This window comes from Vibrio sp. MarTm2, from assembly GCF_027587055.1.
Taxonomy (GTDB): domain Bacteria; phylum Pseudomonadota; class Gammaproteobacteria; order Enterobacterales; family Vibrionaceae; genus Vibrio; species Vibrio sinaloensis_D.
This window is the reverse complement of record NZ_JAPPTK010000008.1, coordinates 79,766-94,579: the sequence shown is the minus strand read 5'-3', so window position 1 is coordinate 94,579 and position 14,814 is coordinate 79,766. Positions and strand designations below refer to the sequence as shown.

Sequence of the window (14,814 nt, the reverse complement as noted above, 5' to 3'; positions counted from 1 at the left end):
GAACTGAATTTAACTTTATTCGTTTTCTATCGATATATTAATAAATATAACAGGGCAAAAAAGGAGAGGCTGTGCCAAGAATGGTTGGGATATTCTCGTTTGCCACTCTCTAGATGAGAGATAACTGGTTCAAAGGTAAAGACTTATTATCATTCAATAGGTTTATACATTTTATACTTTTCTTGAAAGCTGACGGCCAACCACAAAGGCGATAAAGGCAAACAGGTTTATGAGCATGAGGCTTAAAACAATAGCATTGAGGTCAGACAGACCTAGCCCCCATGCGAGAGAAAATACCAGCCCTGCAAATGCTTCTAATGGCCAGTGCGAGACAGGCGTTTGCGAATCACCGGCGAGCACGAAAATGACACCAAGCAAACTGAACATAATACAGAACAACCCGATGACAACGTCTTTACGCATAAATAATTTTACCATTTTTAATACTGTTTAACTTCAATCATATCGACAACCGACACCTCATCTGAAGCGATTTCAACGCGTTAGTGCTGAAATTCGTCGTTTTCAATAAAGTGGTGTATTTGGTCGGGTACGAAAGTACTGTAAATCAAGCTAGTGTGGCTTTTTGGCGTCTCTATGTGATCCGTCATTCCGCGGATCTTAGTTTCTTCAACCGTGACCGTACCGTCTGAAGGAAGCCGTCTGTCCATCAACAGTAGGGCTCGAGCACCAATAGGCAACGTACCAGCAATGCTGCCGAGCTTTTGCGGATAAGACCATTCGTCATGATGTTCGCTGAGTCCAAAGTGAGGGGAATTGCCTAGCAATGTGCCCATGCCAAGTTCTTGTAAGCGAGTCACAATCGAGGCGCCTCTAAGCGGCGATCCTATGGTCACTACGTGTGAAATCTTGGTGGTGCTTGGATGGCGAGATTGCAGGTATTGTTTGATCACCAAACCGCCCAGACTGTGTCCGACAAGTATATTTGGCATTGTTGGACTCAGCGCATTGTCGATCATACTAAACAAACGGTGTTGATGGATCGCAACGCTATTGTAGGTCAGGACTTTTGTTCTATAGCCATAACTGCGTAGCTTTCGACTCAGAGGCTGCATGACCATTCCATGCATATAGAGTCCATGCAATATGATGATTTTCATAGGGTGTCCTCGCAAACGTTGCTCTAATAATACAGTGTTTTATTGCAAGGAATCCAGTGAAATTTTAGTGTTTGTATGCCATTCCAAATAACGAAACAGCACTAACGATGCGGTGTTTGCACGTTAAATAGGTTGGGTGTGAAAAATAGATAGGGGAAATAGTAAGAAATGAACCCACTGGTGATTAAGGTGAAGGCCACTACTGAGTGTTAAATGGCTTTCACAAAAATATCGAACTATATTGTATTTGACATAAATGCATTTCTGAATAATCAAGAGCCATCGTCCCCTTACTGGTTTTCGACAGTAGGTTGATACGATGGCTTTTTAGTTTCTACTCAAGTGCGGCGACGAATCTTATCCGTTAGGCTGCGGTGAGATCATCTAGGATACTGTGTGATTCGTGATGAACTTCGTCAGTAATCGAGATGGTCTCTATCGATGCAGAGCGATCAAAGTGGCAATGAACTTGAACGCTGGCTCTTTCGAAAATGACATCATCAAAATCTGTCATAGCAATCTTATAACCTTCACTTGCAAACAAGCTTGTCACTTCCGTGCGACGTTTTGCATGAAATGCAGATGTGAGTAACTTATCCAAAAGGAATCCCTCCAACTTTGGTAAACATTGAGGTAAAGCTTAGACAGTGATAGCCAGTTTATCTATGTGCAAAAAAAACCACCTAAACTTTCGTTTAGTCCATTGGACTGCACACTCAGTTGGATAACTCTCTAATCTTCAAACGATAAACCCAGCTTCTCTCGAAATGACGCATTCTATTGGTGTGATCAATAATTGACTTTCTGTTGATCTAAATCAATTTGAAGATGGGTAAAGACCTCTTGTTGTAGGGCGACAAGAGGTCTGTGTTGTCACTTAGCGGAAAGAACGTCCTTTGAGAGGCAAACGCACCTGACGAAGTGAATTCTTAACACGCGCTTTGTGCAACTTCTGACTGGTTACCTTCGGGAATAGGTCGGGGTTGAACGCATCATCTTGCATCAAATCCTGACAAAGATTATCAATCAGTTGCTCATCAACATCCCACATCGTAAAGAGGTGGACGTAATGACGCACTTCATCTTCGAGCTTGCCATCTCTCTCCACTTTTACTGTGGTGCTTTCTTTCGCCAGCGAGTATCTGAAGATGATCTCTTCGTTGGGTTGACAGAAAATCAGCGACAATGACAGCGGTGTTCTTTGTAACCAAAGTTTCTCAGGAAAAGAGACGCTATTATTGCCCTCAAACTTCGCGTCCCAGTAGTCGGCAACTTCAGTGAGCTTATTATGGGCATAGAGTGCCATCTCTTGGGCTCGCATCGTCATCTTCATTTGATCGGTAAAGCTGTTTCTAGCGAAATATTCCCATAGAACCAGCGGGGAAAGCCCATTTCGTGACCCAGCAAATGTTGTATCTGGAGAGCCGATGTACTCTGGATCATCCGGCGGTGAGACCATGTATTTTTGTTTGGTCATATAGACACCTGTTGGCCAAGGCGCGCCAGGCCATTTGTGCCCGCTGGTAACAATTGAGTGCACCATAGGGTTAGAAAAGTCGAAGTTTGGACCTGTGTAGCCGTTATTTCCACCAAAGAAGGTTCGGTAACGACCGCTCTCTTTTGCCATCTTAATAAAGGGTACGTAGCTTCCGCCTAATGCGCCATCGATGTGCAGCCAGTAACCTGTTCGTTTTTCATATCCGCTGGTTGGATCGTCAGGGTCAACAAGCACCTCGCGCTCCCACAAGTCGTATTCTTTCAAGATGGGCTCTAGCCGTTGGGTAATGGTGTCGACATCATCGTAAGCGCCCTTAAATGTGGTTCCGCAGTTAAGAACAATCAAAATAGGATAGCCTTTGGAAGCGAAAAAGGAGACGTACGCGATGAGTTTATCCACATCGATTGCACCAGAGCCCGCAGGTAGTGTCTCGGTTGGTCCTTCAGATTCCACTTCCATGGGCCAAGGCTGACCAGGGTTAACAGGGTTTTCGTCGGGGTAGAGTCGATTGCCAAGATCGCCAAATGTTTCGATCTTCTCAACCGCCATCGCTTTTACGATTGAGTAGTGGGTATCTTCTGAGAAAAACGCCACGGGTGTATAGGCATTGGGTTTGTGTTGTGGGGTTTTAGGGTAGTGAGCGTAGACCTGATTGTTGCAGATGGTTTCGCCTTTATCTGTCTCTGCGCGGATTTCTTCTTCAAGTAACATTACTCCGCTTAGATAGTCTCGAGCGTTGAGCATTCCATACAGGTTTCCTTCGGTGCTTCCCATTGTGAGCACATAACCCCAATAGCTGTCGCCAACCCCTTTTTGAAAGTCTCCATTTTCGTCGATGTAAGGACCTTGTGAGGGCCAAGTGGCATTCCAAAGTGACGCGTAATAGTCGAGCACTGAGCGTTCGACGCACTTAGAGTTGATGGTGTAGTTACCATTAACAAAGGGGTCGCCAACGTTGTTTAGGCTAACGTTAAGAAAAGGGGCGAGGCGAGTTTTATAGCTGATATTCTCTTCGGTTTGATAGCCTAAAAAGCGTTCTTTTTGTGAGTCGACGTAAGCAAGGATTTGTTCGTAAACACTGTTTTGTTCTTGGCAACTTTGGCCAGAGGGGGGGAGCTCGACATCAAATCCATTGATGGCTTGCTCGGTGTAATGAAAATCGTAATTTCGCTCTGCGTAAACTTGAATGGGATCCGCCGATGGAGGCGAGATCCTTTCTTTGGCGAAGTCAGGAACTTGATGCTCCCAAGGGATTCGCTTAGGTCCGTACTCTATTTCTTTGTTGTCACTCATATTTTTGCTCCAAGATTGATTCTATTTTTGTCTCAGGAACAAGTGGCGAGAGCCATTTTTCGCCACCTAGCCAACACGATCGGTCGTGTATAGGTGACTATAGACAGTGATCTGGATTCCAAATTAGTAAGATGTTAAATCGTGTTGCTGCGCGCAATTATTCGACATTTAAGTGAGTTTAAAGTTAGTAGTGAGAATTATTTCGCCAAATTATCGATTGAATGTTGAATATTTGCCAGATGGGCACTAAACGTAGTTATAGGCACTATGTTGCGTAATTCGTTTAGCGACTCAGTGTTGGCTAGGGAAGGTTGACCGGTAAACACCGTGTACTGCGCGGTACTAATTAAAATGACTGGCAATCGTACCTAACTCTGAAACGGCTCATGAGGTGAGTGGAGTTGGTTATGAATTTAGGCTTTAAATCAAGAATATACCTAGGTGTAGGTAGTTTGCTGGCTGTGTCTTTGATTGTTCTCGGAACGCTCAATATTTTAGCAATGCGCGACAAAATGGTCACAGGCTTGGTAGCTAAAACGTCGGACAAACTGAGTTTTCATGTCGCAGAACTTGAGCAAATGATGAAGCAAAAGATCACGGCGATAGAAAATGGAGCAGACAGTTTTAATTCGCAGTTGAGTGATGAAGCCAATCAAAGGTTGGTGACTATCTTGGCGCAAAGCAGTCAATTGTCGAATGTGATCATGACGTACGAAGATGGCCGAGCTTATATGTCTATCGACGGCACTAAGTACGATTTCAGGACGCGAGATTGGTACAAAGCGGCTCGTGCCAAAGGTGGAGTGACGCTCACTGATATTTATCAAGATCAGGTTACCAATCAGAAAGTGATCAGCGTTACGATGCCAGTCATGAATGGCGGTCAGTTTGTCGGGGTATTGCTTGGCGACATCCAACTGGGAGAGATCATTACCGCCGTGAGCAATCTGCGTTTTGCTGGTGGGGCGGCAACCCTCACGGATAGAAATGCGGTCTTTTTTGCCAGTGACGACCCATCGGATATAGGCAGAACACCGTCGCAAATCAGCCCTAACTTTCAAGAAATGGAACGTATGTTCTTTTCACAAGAATCGGGTCATATGACGTTCCCTTATCTAGGTATTCAATTTGATGGTTACTTCGAACGGGTCAACTTGGCACCGGGCATGTATTGGACGTTGATGGTGTTTGTGGATCAGGCCACAGCACTGACCCCAGTTTACAGCGCGATGTATGAGTCATTGACGACAGGATTTATACTGCTACTCGCGAGCTGCGGCGCTATCTTCTTTATTTTGCGTTACGCTTATCGTCCTTTACTCAAGCTGAAACGCGCTGTATTGGACCTTTCTCAGGGTAATGGCGACTTAACTCAACGACTCGCGGTTGAAGGGGATGATGATTTGGCGCAAATGAGTGCTGGGTTTAACCAGTTTGTTGCCAACCTGCAAGAGATGATGTTGCACATCTCCGATGCCAGCCAAAATATTTCGGTGAGTGTGAGTCAACTTGGTTCAACGGCACGTGACAACGAAGCGAAGCTGCTAACCCATTCTCAGGAAACAGAGCAAGTGGTCACGGCGATTACTGAGATGAGCGAAAGTGCGCGTAACGTTGCTGAGAACGTGACTCAATCGAACCGTATTACCGATGAAGCGAGCAAAGAAGCACAATCATCGCTGGCTATCGTCAACAATGCGGTTGATACGGTGAGTGCGTTGGTGACTGAAGTTGAAGAGATGTCCAACAGCATCATGACCATGAATCAAGATGCGAATAAGATCAGTAACGTTCTTAGTGTAATTGGTGAAATTTCTGAGCAAACAAACTTGCTTGCGCTCAATGCGGCGATTGAAGCAGCGCGAGCGGGAGAGCAGGGACGCGGCTTTGCCGTTGTTGCGGATGAAGTACGAGCGCTGGCGGGAAGAACACAAAACAGCACCATGGAAATCTCAGATATGCTTAGCCAACTATTGAACGGGACAGAAACGGTGGTAACGGCAATGACGGCGACCAAGAATCAATGCCAAGAGACGGCGGATAAAACCTCAGAAGTCTCTCAAAGCTTGAAGGTGATGAGTAACTCGGTCAATGAGATCGATGATGTCAGCACTCAGATAGCGGCGGCAACCGAAGAGCAAAGTACGGTGGCAGAAGAGCTAAGCCGTAATATGCTGTCGATTCGAGATATCGTTGAAGCATTAGTCAGTAGTGGCCAGCAAACGGTTCAAGCGGCTGAGCGGCTCAATGACACCAATGATGATTTGAAGCGTCAAGTTGCCAATTTTAAACTAAGGTAACCTAGAGTCTTAATCTTCTTAAACCAGCCCCTGCTCTAGGGGCTGGCAAAGTATTCCTGATGCCAACATACTGTTCTCTTCTTTTCTCTCGTTGTATTCTTTCAAACACACGTCTAATCGATTAAGAAAACAACACGTTACAGAGAGTCATTAAAAGACAAGGAACACTATGATTACCTACCGAGAAATGGATATTTCCGATTACTCCCAAGTCGCAGTGCTATGGAGTGAAACCGAGCATATGCTACTCCGAGACGCTGACTCCGAGCAGAGTATTTCACACTACTTGATTCGAAATCCAGGGTTAAGTTATGTCGCCCAAAAAGACAAAGTTATCGTTGGCTGCGTGCTTGTGGGTACAGATGGGCGACGAGGTTACTTGCAACACCTCGCGGTGAGCAATGAAGAAAGGGGCAGCGGTATCGGTAAACATCTAGTTTCGTTATCAATCAACGCGCTTGCACAGATAGGGATTGCGAAAACCCACTTATTTGTCGCCAATGACAACCTAAAGGCGCAGGCATTTTATCATTACCAAGGGTGGCATCCCCGTGACGAAGTCAGGATGTTCTCTTTTAATTCATCATCAAATTCAGAGGCTTAAACTACATTAACAAACCTTAATCTTCCCTCAACCGAGGCTTAATCCTCACTTGGTTATTCTAGATTCATAACAATTAACCAAGAGGACAAAAGGTGAATATACTCGGTTACTTACAAAAAATCGGCAAGGCGTTGATGGTGCCAATTGCCGTGCTACCTGCGGGTGGCTTAATGCTGGGTTTGGGCTACGCGATAGATCCAGCGGGCTGGGGGGCGAACAGTGCGCTCGCAACAATACTCGTATACGGCGGCAAGGGTATTATGGACAACCAAGCTTGGTTGTTTGCGGTTGGTGTTGCATACGGGCTTGCCAAGGATAACAATGGTGCGGCTGCTTTGTCGGGATTGCTTGGGTTACTGATTATCGAGATGATTGTAGGCAATGTCGCCGTGATATCGCAGATAACCGGTGTTCCCGTCGATCAGATGTCTTCATCCGAGGTCATCGCATCGAAAGCGGCAGTGAGTGCCTTTACTGGGATCATGATGGGTATCGTAGCTGCGACGCTGTATAACCGTTTTCATACAATCAAGCTTCCAGCTGCACTTGGCTTCTTTGGTGGTCGACGATTCGTCCCTATTGTTACCTCTCTTACTGCGATCACCATAAGTCTTGTCATGGTTTATGTATGGCCTGTTGTCTATGGCGCACTGGTGGACTTTGGTATCGCGATTTCTGAGCTTGGCGCGACAGGTGCTGGCTTGTATGGTTTCTTCAACCGACTCTTGATTCCGATTGGCTTGCATCATGCCCTTAACCAAGTCTTCATTTTTGACTTAGTGGGGATCAATGACATCAGTAAATTCTGGTCGGGTACCGGTGAACTCGGTGTTACGGGCATCTACCAAGGTGGCTTCTTCCCTGTTATGGGTTACGGTCTGCCAGCAGCGTGTTTGGCGATGTATCACTGCGCGAAGCCTGAAAACAAAAAGAAAGTAGGCGGCATTTTGGGCGCATCTGCACTAACTGCGATTCTGACGGGTGTCACAGAGCCGATTGAGTTTGCCTTTATGTTCGTTGCGCCTGTTTTGTACGTCATTCACGCTCTTTTAGCGGCGCTATCACTCTATATTGCTGCAAGTATGCAGTGGATTGCGGGCTTTACCTTCAGCGGCGGCTTAATTGACTTTGTGTTGTCGTTCAATTTGCCGTTGGCCAACAAACCTTACATGCTGATTTTGCAAGGTCTTTGTTTCGGTGCGATGTATTACTTTGTGTTCCGTTTTGCCATCTTAAAATTTGACCTCAAAACACCGGGGCGTGAAGATGTGCTGGTCGAGCAAGGCAATGAAGCAACCAGCAATGAAAAGGCGCTGCAATACGTCAAAGCGCTAGGCGGACGAGCGAATCTGGCAACGATCGATTCTTGTATCACTCGTTTACGATTAACACTCAATGACATCTCAGTCGTGAACGAAGAGACGTTGAAATCGATTGGAGCGCTTGGTGTGGTGAAAATGGGCAACAATAACCTTCAGGTGATTGTAGGCACCGAAGCGGAAGACATCGCCCACGCAATGAGGCAAGTTTCAGAGTCACAATCCCTTACGCCTTCTATGAGCACATAGTAAAGCGGGAGTAAGACGAAAAGACCGAGTCACAGTGACTCGGTTTTTCTCTATTTGATGGGAGAGCGAAACTGCTTGGATTTAAGGGCGACTAAAGAACAGTTGACGCTCTGAACGATGTTCTCAGCAGTGTTGCCGATCACCACGCCAGGGATGCCAGTTCGAGCGAGTGTCCCCATCACCAACACATCAATGTCGGTTTCCTCTACACAGTGAGGGATTTCTGCGTCGGGCGTACCATGTAAGCGATGCATCACTAAATCGCCCCCTATCTCAGAGGCTTCGACCAACGTTTGAAGGGCTTCGTAGTGTTGCTGTTTCGCCAGTTCAATCTGTTGCTGGAGCTCATCTTGCGACACTTTTATCCAAATATGATCGTCTAGATAATGTTCGAGCACGTATTCCCAACAAGAGATGATGTGAAGACGGCTGTCACAGCTATCGGCAATAGAACGACCAAGCTGAAGGAGTTGGATTGAGAGCGTTTTCTCTTCGTCTGTGGTGGCATTTGGATTAACCGCTACCGCGACACGTTGTTTGCTTCGTGGTTTTTCTGACGGACGATTTAGCCAAACAGGGCAGGGGCATTTTCTTAGCAGGCTCATATCTATAGCACGTAGACCGCGGCTGCGAGACTGATTTGGCTCCGCATCTTTAATCACTAAGTCGATCGCGTGTTCTTGAACGTACCGAATGGTTTGGACCGTCGGCTTATCTGCGACAATAAGTTCAACAGGAAACTGCAGGTCTTCGCGTGACATGTCTTGTTCGACGAGGCTTTCTTGTACAAGACTTTGCATTGACTCCATTAGCCAAGTCTCGTACTGATCATCATAGTCATTCATGTCGTTGGGTAGGTGAGGGCAAACAACAAGCCCTTTTAGTTTGGCTTTATTCCGCCATGCTAAACGAATTGATTGTGCAAGGGACTCTCGATTGTCCATCACTCCTTGACTGAGAAAGAGTATGTTGTTGAATTGTTGCATAGTCACCTCCTTTTACTTAAAGTCTTGACGCTAGGAGGTAAAATTGCCACTAATTTAGTAAGGTTTAATTGAATAAAATGCGTGCGCGCAAGCCAGGGTGATTATCTTTGAATATTAGCTCGGCACCGTGCTGATGAACCACCGCATCAACCAATGATAGCCCTAAGCCATTGCCATGCTCACTGCGACTTTTGTCAGCGCGATACATCGGTCGGCACACGTAGGGTTTGTCTTTGTCAGCAATGCCGATTCCACTATCGGCAACCACAACACCTAACCAATCAACAACCACATTGATTTGGCCATTTTCTGGGGTGTACTTAACGGCGTTTTCAACCAGATTAAAAATCGCTCGGAACAGAAGCGACGGATCCCCTTTGACTTGGCAGATTTGGTCTTGCCGAAAGGTGAGCGAAAGCTGTTTTTGTTCGGCAATAGGCGAGATAAACTCAATCGCATCTTGGCTGATTTTAGCTAAATCAACGGGCTCTGCCTGTAAGGTAACTTGACCACTGTTGATTTTCGCAATTTCTAGCATGCTATTGAACAAAGATAAGATCAGCTCCAACTCGTCGTGACACGCAGAAATTTGAGCTTGCTGAGCGGGATTTAACTGCTGATGTGACAGAACATCTTCTAGCCTCAGCTTAAGGCGCGCCATCGGTGTTCGCATATCATGGGCCATGCCGACCGTGAGCGATTTCAATGTTTGCTCTTTTTTCGCCATCTGTTCAATCATGTAATTGAGGTGGATGGCGAGAATGTCAAACTCATCGTCTTGTTGAGATACCTCCAGTTTCACATCGCGCTCGCCGCACAAGACTCGGTTCATCGCTTTGTTGACGTTTTCGAGTCGACGCAAGATCAAAATGGTGAAAAACAGAGCCGCGACCAACATAACTGCAATGGGTAACACAATACTAGAAAGGACGATGGGCACCAGCGCGTTTCGATACGCTTCGACTACTTGGGGATTGACGCCAATTTCGAGTTTAACGTTATCTCCAATTGCAATATTGGTCGTGTCATTGGGCAGTGAGCTAATCGGATAGAACTGAGTGGTGTAAGTCGGCTCAATGTGTTCTATCAAGCGATAATAGAAAGGGGTATTGGACGCTTTTTTCGCTTGGAGTAGCTTTTCAACCTCTTCCCGACTCTGTTCGGCGAGGTAACTGAACTCCATGATTTCGTCATTCAGTTGTTTGGTGAGTTGCTCGCGATGAAAGCTGTCAGAGTCGATGTAGACTTGCCGCACGACCATAATGTTAATGAGAGCGATAACCAAAAAAAGCCCGATTAAGGTTTTAAAAACAGATGATCGCGTGAGGGTATAATCATCGACGAAGGACATAACCCGCTCCCCGAACCGTGTGCAATAGATCGCGACATCCCGCTTCTTCAAGTTTACGGCGCAGGTTGGCTACGTGAACATCAATGACATTGGTTTTTGGATCAAAGTGATAGCTCCAGATACTCTCAAACAAACGCATTCGTGAGACAACCTGTTCACTGTGCTCAATAAAGTGCTGAATCAACTGGAACTCTTTGGGCTGAAGTTGCAACTCGGTATTGTTGCAGGTAACGCGATGCGCACGGAGATCGACCGTTAAGCAGTCATAGCTGAGAGTAGAATGCGGCTTAGTTTGACGTTGGTTACGGTGAATGATGATATCAACACGGGCAATAAGTTCTGCCAACGCGAAGGGTTTGATGAGGTAATCGTCACTGCCTGCTTGAAGCCCATCGACGCGGTCTTCGACGCTGTCCATGGCACTCAGAATAAGGACGGGCAAATGCTCTAAAGTGGCCTTGATTGCAGATAGGACTTTCATGCCGTCCAAATAGGGCAACATTCTATCTAATACCACCAAGTCATACTCGCCACTTAGCGCCATCATCAGACCACTGTTGCCATCTTCTGCTTGATCAACCGTGTAGCCATGCTCTTGCAGTCCCTTAGCAACAAATTCTCGCGTTGTTTGGTCATCTTCTATAATCAGCAGCTTCACATTCACTCCTTGTTTACGCGTGTCATATCATATCCGATTCGCCAGCGATTGGGGGGAATAAAAAGAAGGCTCGCGTGACTAATGCGAGCCATAACGGTCTAGGGGGTAAACCGAAAAACTCTAATAATATTAGAGGCTTTCATTATCTTCTCCTTGCCATTGAGGTAGGATTTATGAAACATTAAGTTTTCTTAATCTTGGGCAGACAAGAAGGAACTTGGATGAAGTTAGAGTTTGTTACGGTCGAAACGAATGAATTTGAGCGACTGTTTGATGCAGTGAAACAAGGGTTGTTTACTTATGTTGATAAGGTCTTCGGCTGGGATGATGATTTTCAGCGCGAACGATTGAAAAACAGCTACCAATCATCTTGGTTTCATTGGGTAGTCAAAGGCAAAGAGCAAGTGGCTCTCGCCTGTTTTAAGCCATACGAAAACGCGCTTCACCTGCACTTTTTGATCGTATTTCCTGATAGGCAACGAAAAGGCATTGGTCAGCAAGTAATGGCACAGATCGGACAAATGGCGAAAGGTGCTGGCTGCGAGAAAGTGACCTTATCGAGCTTTGTTGTTAACAGTGACGCGACGTCACTGTATCAAAAACTGGGTTATCAAGTGGTGGAGCAAGACGAAGCGTTTCTATCGATGGCTCTTAACCTAAAAGAGTAAAGCCGCATAGAGCGGCTTAACTAGCAATGTTCATTGTCAGATTAAGATCCAAAGAGAGCTTAGACAGTTTGTCTTTGAGCACTCGGCGGGTTTTCTCAAGCTCCGCCACGGGTACTTGTGAGCCTTTGGCGTGAACATCAAGATTGACACGAAGCTCTCGTCCTACTTTGGTCACAGCCGCGACTTCCAGATGTTGCTCAACCTGTTGGTCTAATGCTGAGACTTCCGTGTCGACAGTGGTAATGATATCGTCACTGGGTTTCATCATCAGCAGTTCACGCATCGCTTCTCTGAGCATATCAAACGGCACCTTAATGAAGTAGAAAGACATCAAAATCATCATCATTGGGTCTGCGTATACGGCGTATTCTGCGTACGATGACAACGAGACTAGCCATGCTGCGATAAAGCCTAATGTGACCGCAACACTCAAGAGCGTATCCATTTGCCACTGGGTTGCTTCTGCTTCAATCAATCCTGAAGAGAAACGTTTTGACTTGTTAGCAATGTAATACCAACCGTAACCACAGCCGATGACATTGACCAAACCAAAGAGGGTTGCGATTGAGGTATCGACTTCACGGCCGCCTGTAAACATGGACTGAATAGCCGAATAAAGTGAGTAACCCACAACCAACAGTATCACGCTGCCTTTAATGGCGATCACCACTGGTTCAAGAATGGCTTTACCAAACGGAAACTGGCTACGGGACGGACGCTCAATGTAGCGAGAAACAGCGAGTGACAATAAAGTTAACAGTAAACTCACTAAGGAATAGACGCCATCAAAAACAATCACTAGCGAGCCGACAAGCAAACCAAGCACTAAGCCACCACCCGCGAAGCCAGAGGCCAAAAGGGCTGAAAAGGTCAGTATTCGTTTTTCGTTTAAGCTTGTCCTAGCACACATAAAATTATCTCAATGGAAAGTACCTCTATAGTTTTCTGAATTTCTGACCATTTAACAAACTCTATCGGTATGAGTGCTCGTTACTGATAAAGATGGTTTCAACTAAGTGTTTATTTTTCAATGGGTTAAATGTTTTATTTGGTGTCAAATATTTTGGCGGTCAGTGATTTTGACCGTCAAAATATTTTTAAAATAAAGAATAACCGTTTAGAAATCGAACAAGTATTCGTTCAATTTGTCTGCAAGCCAACTCATTCCAGGGTGTTCAGTCATGCCTGCTGCGGTAAACATGCAGTAGTCTTCTTGGGTTAAACCGTAGGTGTGTTTGATCACCGCTAACTTTTGTTTTCTCAACAAATGACGAATCAAAGGCTCAGGTAACACGCCCCATGCTTCTTCTTCCAAGATCGTGTTGAGCATATAATCAAAGCTGGAAAATCCAATGTGTCTGAGAGAAAACGGCTGAAGTTCTGGGTTGTCTTTTTCATTCAGGTAAACCATGACAGCTTGCATGGCGTTACGCAGCTCGTCATCGGACACGCGGCGCATTTTACTTAGGGGATGATCGGCGCGACATACCGACATCATGCGGATTTTCCCTAGTGGCTGATAGGTGATGTGGGGATCATCGATTCGCTCATAATCGACTCCGAATGCAAAGTCGACCTGTTGGGTGGCAACAAGGTTGGCAAGATCGCCACTGGATGCAAGAACAATGTTGAATGCGGTCGCCGGGAAGCGGTTATTAAGTTTATGAGAGAGCTCATGCCACATTTCATCAGGCAGGGAGTCATCACGCGCAATCCATACTTCGGCGTTGAACTCCCCGGACACTTGGGCGCAAGTTTGGCGAATACGTGCCGCGGTAACCAGTAGATTCTGACAGTCTTTGTAGATTGCTTTTCCTGCTTCGGACAGGGCCAAGTGATTACCGCTACGGACGAACAGTTCAATGCTCAAATCTTTCTCTAACGCTTTGATTGCCATACTGAGCTTGGTGCGATTGCACTCAAGTTGACGAGCGGCTTCCGATACGGAACCTGTGTCCGCGACGCTACAAAATGCTTCGATTTGAGATAAGTTCATTGTTTAGTCGATATGAAAGATCTTTTGCCAGATAGTACAACAATAATCGCAGATTGTCCGTTTTGCGGAACGAAACGCTAGGAATTTCATGCAGTTTTGATACTCTTGGGCGATGCCAAATGAATGAAGTTATAGGGAGATCATGATGGCTACTAGTTGGGATGATATCGCGGCAGATTGGGACAAAGAAAAATCGACCGGCGAATACGCAAACAAAGCGTTCGAATCGTTGTCAGATATCATTAATATTCAAGGCGCTCGCGTTCTGGATTTTGGTTGTGGGACGGGATTGCTTTGCCAAAAGTTATCACCATTGGCGAAAGAGATTGTCGCGCTTGATAGCTCAGAAGCGATGATCGAGCAGCTCGATAGGAAAGAGCTAGAAAACGTCGAGCCAGTGGTGGATATTCTTAGCCGTGGACTGGTTGCAATGCACCCTGCGTTTCGTGATCAGTTTGACCTTGTGGTGGCGTCTTCGGTGTGTAGCTTTCTTCCTAACTATGCAGACGTTGCGGATATCATCTATAGCTTGTTGGACCAAGGAAATCACTTTGTGCATTGGGATTGGTTGTCAGAGCAAGATGAAGTGGGCGGCATGACTTACGAACACGTCGAGCAAGTGCTGACCAGTGTCGGCTTCGAAGAAGTCACCGTAACGACTCCATTTGAGATAGAGACTCCGCAAGGTACACTCAAGGTGTTGATGGCTGTTGCCAAAAAATAAACCAGCATTTACTCACAAAGCCCGGCGTTTTCAGCCGGGCTTTTTGA

General features: G+C 45.9%; 14 protein-coding genes. 5 read left to right on the top strand and 9 right to left on the bottom strand.

Features of this window, described 5'->3' with window-relative positions:
• Nucleotides 1–171: 171 nt before the first annotated feature.
• The 4 genes from OH458_RS15375 to OH458_RS15360 form a co-directional block, all read right to left on the bottom strand.
• Nucleotides 172–438 carry a hypothetical protein gene (locus OH458_RS15375; protein WP_269978973.1) on the bottom strand — a complete coding sequence of 89 codons (267 nt, stop codon included), beginning with the start codon at nucleotides 436–438 and terminating at the stop codon, nucleotides 172–174.
• Nucleotides 439–503: 65 nt separating this feature from the next.
• Nucleotides 504–1,121: a PGAP1-like alpha/beta domain-containing protein gene (locus OH458_RS15370; protein WP_269978972.1), complete on the bottom strand. Its 618-nt coding sequence runs from the start codon at nucleotides 1,119–1,121 to the stop codon at nucleotides 504–506.
• A 364-nt stretch (nucleotides 1,122–1,485) separates the two neighbouring features.
• Nucleotides 1,486–1,722 carry a hypothetical protein gene (locus OH458_RS15365; protein ID WP_005472369.1) on the bottom strand — a complete coding sequence of 79 codons (237 nt, stop codon included), beginning with the start codon at nucleotides 1,720–1,722 and terminating at the stop codon, nucleotides 1,486–1,488.
• 276 nt (nucleotides 1,723–1,998) lie between these two features.
• Complete coding sequence (locus OH458_RS15360) at nucleotides 1,999–3,912, bottom strand: pyridoxal-dependent decarboxylase (protein WP_269978971.1); 1,914 nt, start codon at nucleotides 3,910–3,912, stop codon at nucleotides 1,999–2,001.
• Nucleotides 3,913–4,319: 407 nt separating this feature from the next.
• On the opposite strand from OH458_RS15360, the gene OH458_RS15355 reads away from it, so the two are divergent.
• The 3 genes from OH458_RS15355 to nagE all read left to right on the top strand — a co-directional run bounded on the left by OH458_RS15355 (nucleotide 4,320) and on the right by nagE (nucleotide 8,384).
• Nucleotides 4,320–6,212 carry a methyl-accepting chemotaxis protein gene (locus tag OH458_RS15355; RefSeq protein WP_269978970.1) on the top strand — a complete coding sequence of 631 codons (1,893 nt, stop codon included), beginning with the start codon at nucleotides 4,320–4,322 and terminating at the stop codon, nucleotides 6,210–6,212.
• A 169-nt stretch (nucleotides 6,213–6,381) separates the two neighbouring features.
• Nucleotides 6,382–6,816 (top strand): GNAT family N-acetyltransferase, encoded by a 435-nt coding sequence (locus OH458_RS15350; protein WP_269978969.1) that lies wholly within the window; start codon nucleotides 6,382–6,384, stop codon nucleotides 6,814–6,816.
• 92 nt (nucleotides 6,817–6,908) lie between these two features.
• Nucleotides 6,909–8,384, top strand: coding sequence for an N-acetylglucosamine-specific PTS transporter subunit IIBC (gene nagE, locus OH458_RS15345; RefSeq protein ID WP_269978968.1), 1,476 nt, complete (start codon nucleotides 6,909–6,911; stop codon nucleotides 8,382–8,384).
• 50 nt (nucleotides 8,385–8,434) lie between these two features.
• On the opposite strand, the gene OH458_RS15340 is transcribed toward nagE, so the two are convergent.
• From OH458_RS15340 to OH458_RS15330, 3 genes are all read right to left on the bottom strand, one after another.
• Nucleotides 8,435–9,370: a universal stress protein gene (locus OH458_RS15340; RefSeq protein ID WP_269978967.1), complete on the bottom strand. Its 936-nt coding sequence runs from the start codon at nucleotides 9,368–9,370 to the stop codon at nucleotides 8,435–8,437.
• Between the two features lie 64 nt (nucleotides 9,371–9,434).
• Nucleotides 9,435–10,721: a sensor histidine kinase gene (locus OH458_RS15335; RefSeq protein WP_269978966.1), complete on the bottom strand. Its 1,287-nt coding sequence runs from the start codon at nucleotides 10,719–10,721 to the stop codon at nucleotides 9,435–9,437.
• Nucleotides 10,705–11,379, bottom strand: coding sequence for a response regulator transcription factor (locus tag OH458_RS15330; protein WP_005472294.1), 675 nt, complete (start codon nucleotides 11,377–11,379; stop codon nucleotides 10,705–10,707). Before OH458_RS15330 ends, OH458_RS15335 begins: the two co-directional genes overlap by 17 nt.
• Nucleotides 11,380–11,600: 221 nt before the next feature.
• On the opposite strand from OH458_RS15330, the gene OH458_RS15325 reads away from it, so the two are divergent.
• On the top strand, nucleotides 11,601–12,047 hold the full coding sequence (locus tag OH458_RS15325) for a GNAT family N-acetyltransferase (protein WP_269978965.1): 447 nt from the start codon (nucleotides 11,601–11,603) through the stop codon (nucleotides 12,045–12,047).
• Nucleotides 12,048–12,063: 16 nt separating this feature from the next.
• Here OH458_RS15325 and OH458_RS15320 read toward each other — a convergent pair whose 3' ends face one another.
• Together OH458_RS15320 and OH458_RS15315 are read right to left on the bottom strand one after the other, a co-directional pair.
• Nucleotides 12,064–12,957, bottom strand: a complete 894-nt coding sequence (locus OH458_RS15320) for a cation diffusion facilitator family transporter (protein ID WP_269978964.1) — start codon at nucleotides 12,955–12,957, stop codon at nucleotides 12,064–12,066.
• 207 nt (nucleotides 12,958–13,164) lie between these two features.
• Complete coding sequence (locus tag OH458_RS15315) at nucleotides 13,165–14,043, bottom strand: LysR family transcriptional regulator (RefSeq protein ID WP_005472238.1); 879 nt, start codon at nucleotides 14,041–14,043, stop codon at nucleotides 13,165–13,167.
• Between the two features lie 145 nt (nucleotides 14,044–14,188).
• On the opposite strand from OH458_RS15315, the gene OH458_RS15310 reads away from it, so the two are divergent.
• Nucleotides 14,189–14,767, top strand: coding sequence for a class I SAM-dependent DNA methyltransferase (locus tag OH458_RS15310; RefSeq protein WP_038141138.1), 579 nt, complete (start codon nucleotides 14,189–14,191; stop codon nucleotides 14,765–14,767).
• The last annotated feature ends 47 nt before the right edge of the window (nucleotides 14,768–14,814 follow it).

Coding starts and splice junctions, on each gene's coding strand:
- OH458_RS15375 (WP_269978973.1), bottom strand. CDS start 438: ATGGTAAAATTATTTATGCGTAAAGACGTTGTCATCGGGTTGTTCTGT.
- OH458_RS15370 (WP_269978972.1), bottom strand. CDS start 1,121: ATGAAAATCATCATATTGCATGGACTCTATATGCATGGAATGGTCATG.
- OH458_RS15360 (WP_269978971.1), bottom strand. CDS start 3,912: ATGAGTGACAACAAAGAAATAGAGTACGGACCTAAGCGAATCCCTTGG.
- OH458_RS15355 (WP_269978970.1), top strand. CDS start 4,320: ATGAATTTAGGCTTTAAATCAAGAATATACCTAGGTGTAGGTAGTTTG.
- OH458_RS15350 (WP_269978969.1), top strand. CDS start 6,382: ATGATTACCTACCGAGAAATGGATATTTCCGATTACTCCCAAGTCGCA.
- OH458_RS15340 (WP_269978967.1), bottom strand. CDS start 9,370: ATGCAACAATTCAACAACATACTCTTTCTCAGTCAAGGAGTGATGGAC.
- OH458_RS15335 (WP_269978966.1), bottom strand. CDS start 10,721: ATGTCCTTCGTCGATGATTATACCCTCACGCGATCATCTGTTTTTAAA.
- OH458_RS15325 (WP_269978965.1), top strand. CDS start 11,601: ATGAAGTTAGAGTTTGTTACGGTCGAAACGAATGAATTTGAGCGACTG.
- OH458_RS15320 (WP_269978964.1), bottom strand. CDS start 12,957: ATGTGTGCTAGGACAAGCTTAAACGAAAAACGAATACTGACCTTTTCA.
- OH458_RS15315 (WP_005472238.1), bottom strand. CDS start 14,043: ATGAACTTATCTCAAATCGAAGCATTTTGTAGCGTCGCGGACACAGGT.
- OH458_RS15310 (WP_038141138.1), top strand. CDS start 14,189: ATGGCTACTAGTTGGGATGATATCGCGGCAGATTGGGACAAAGAAAAA.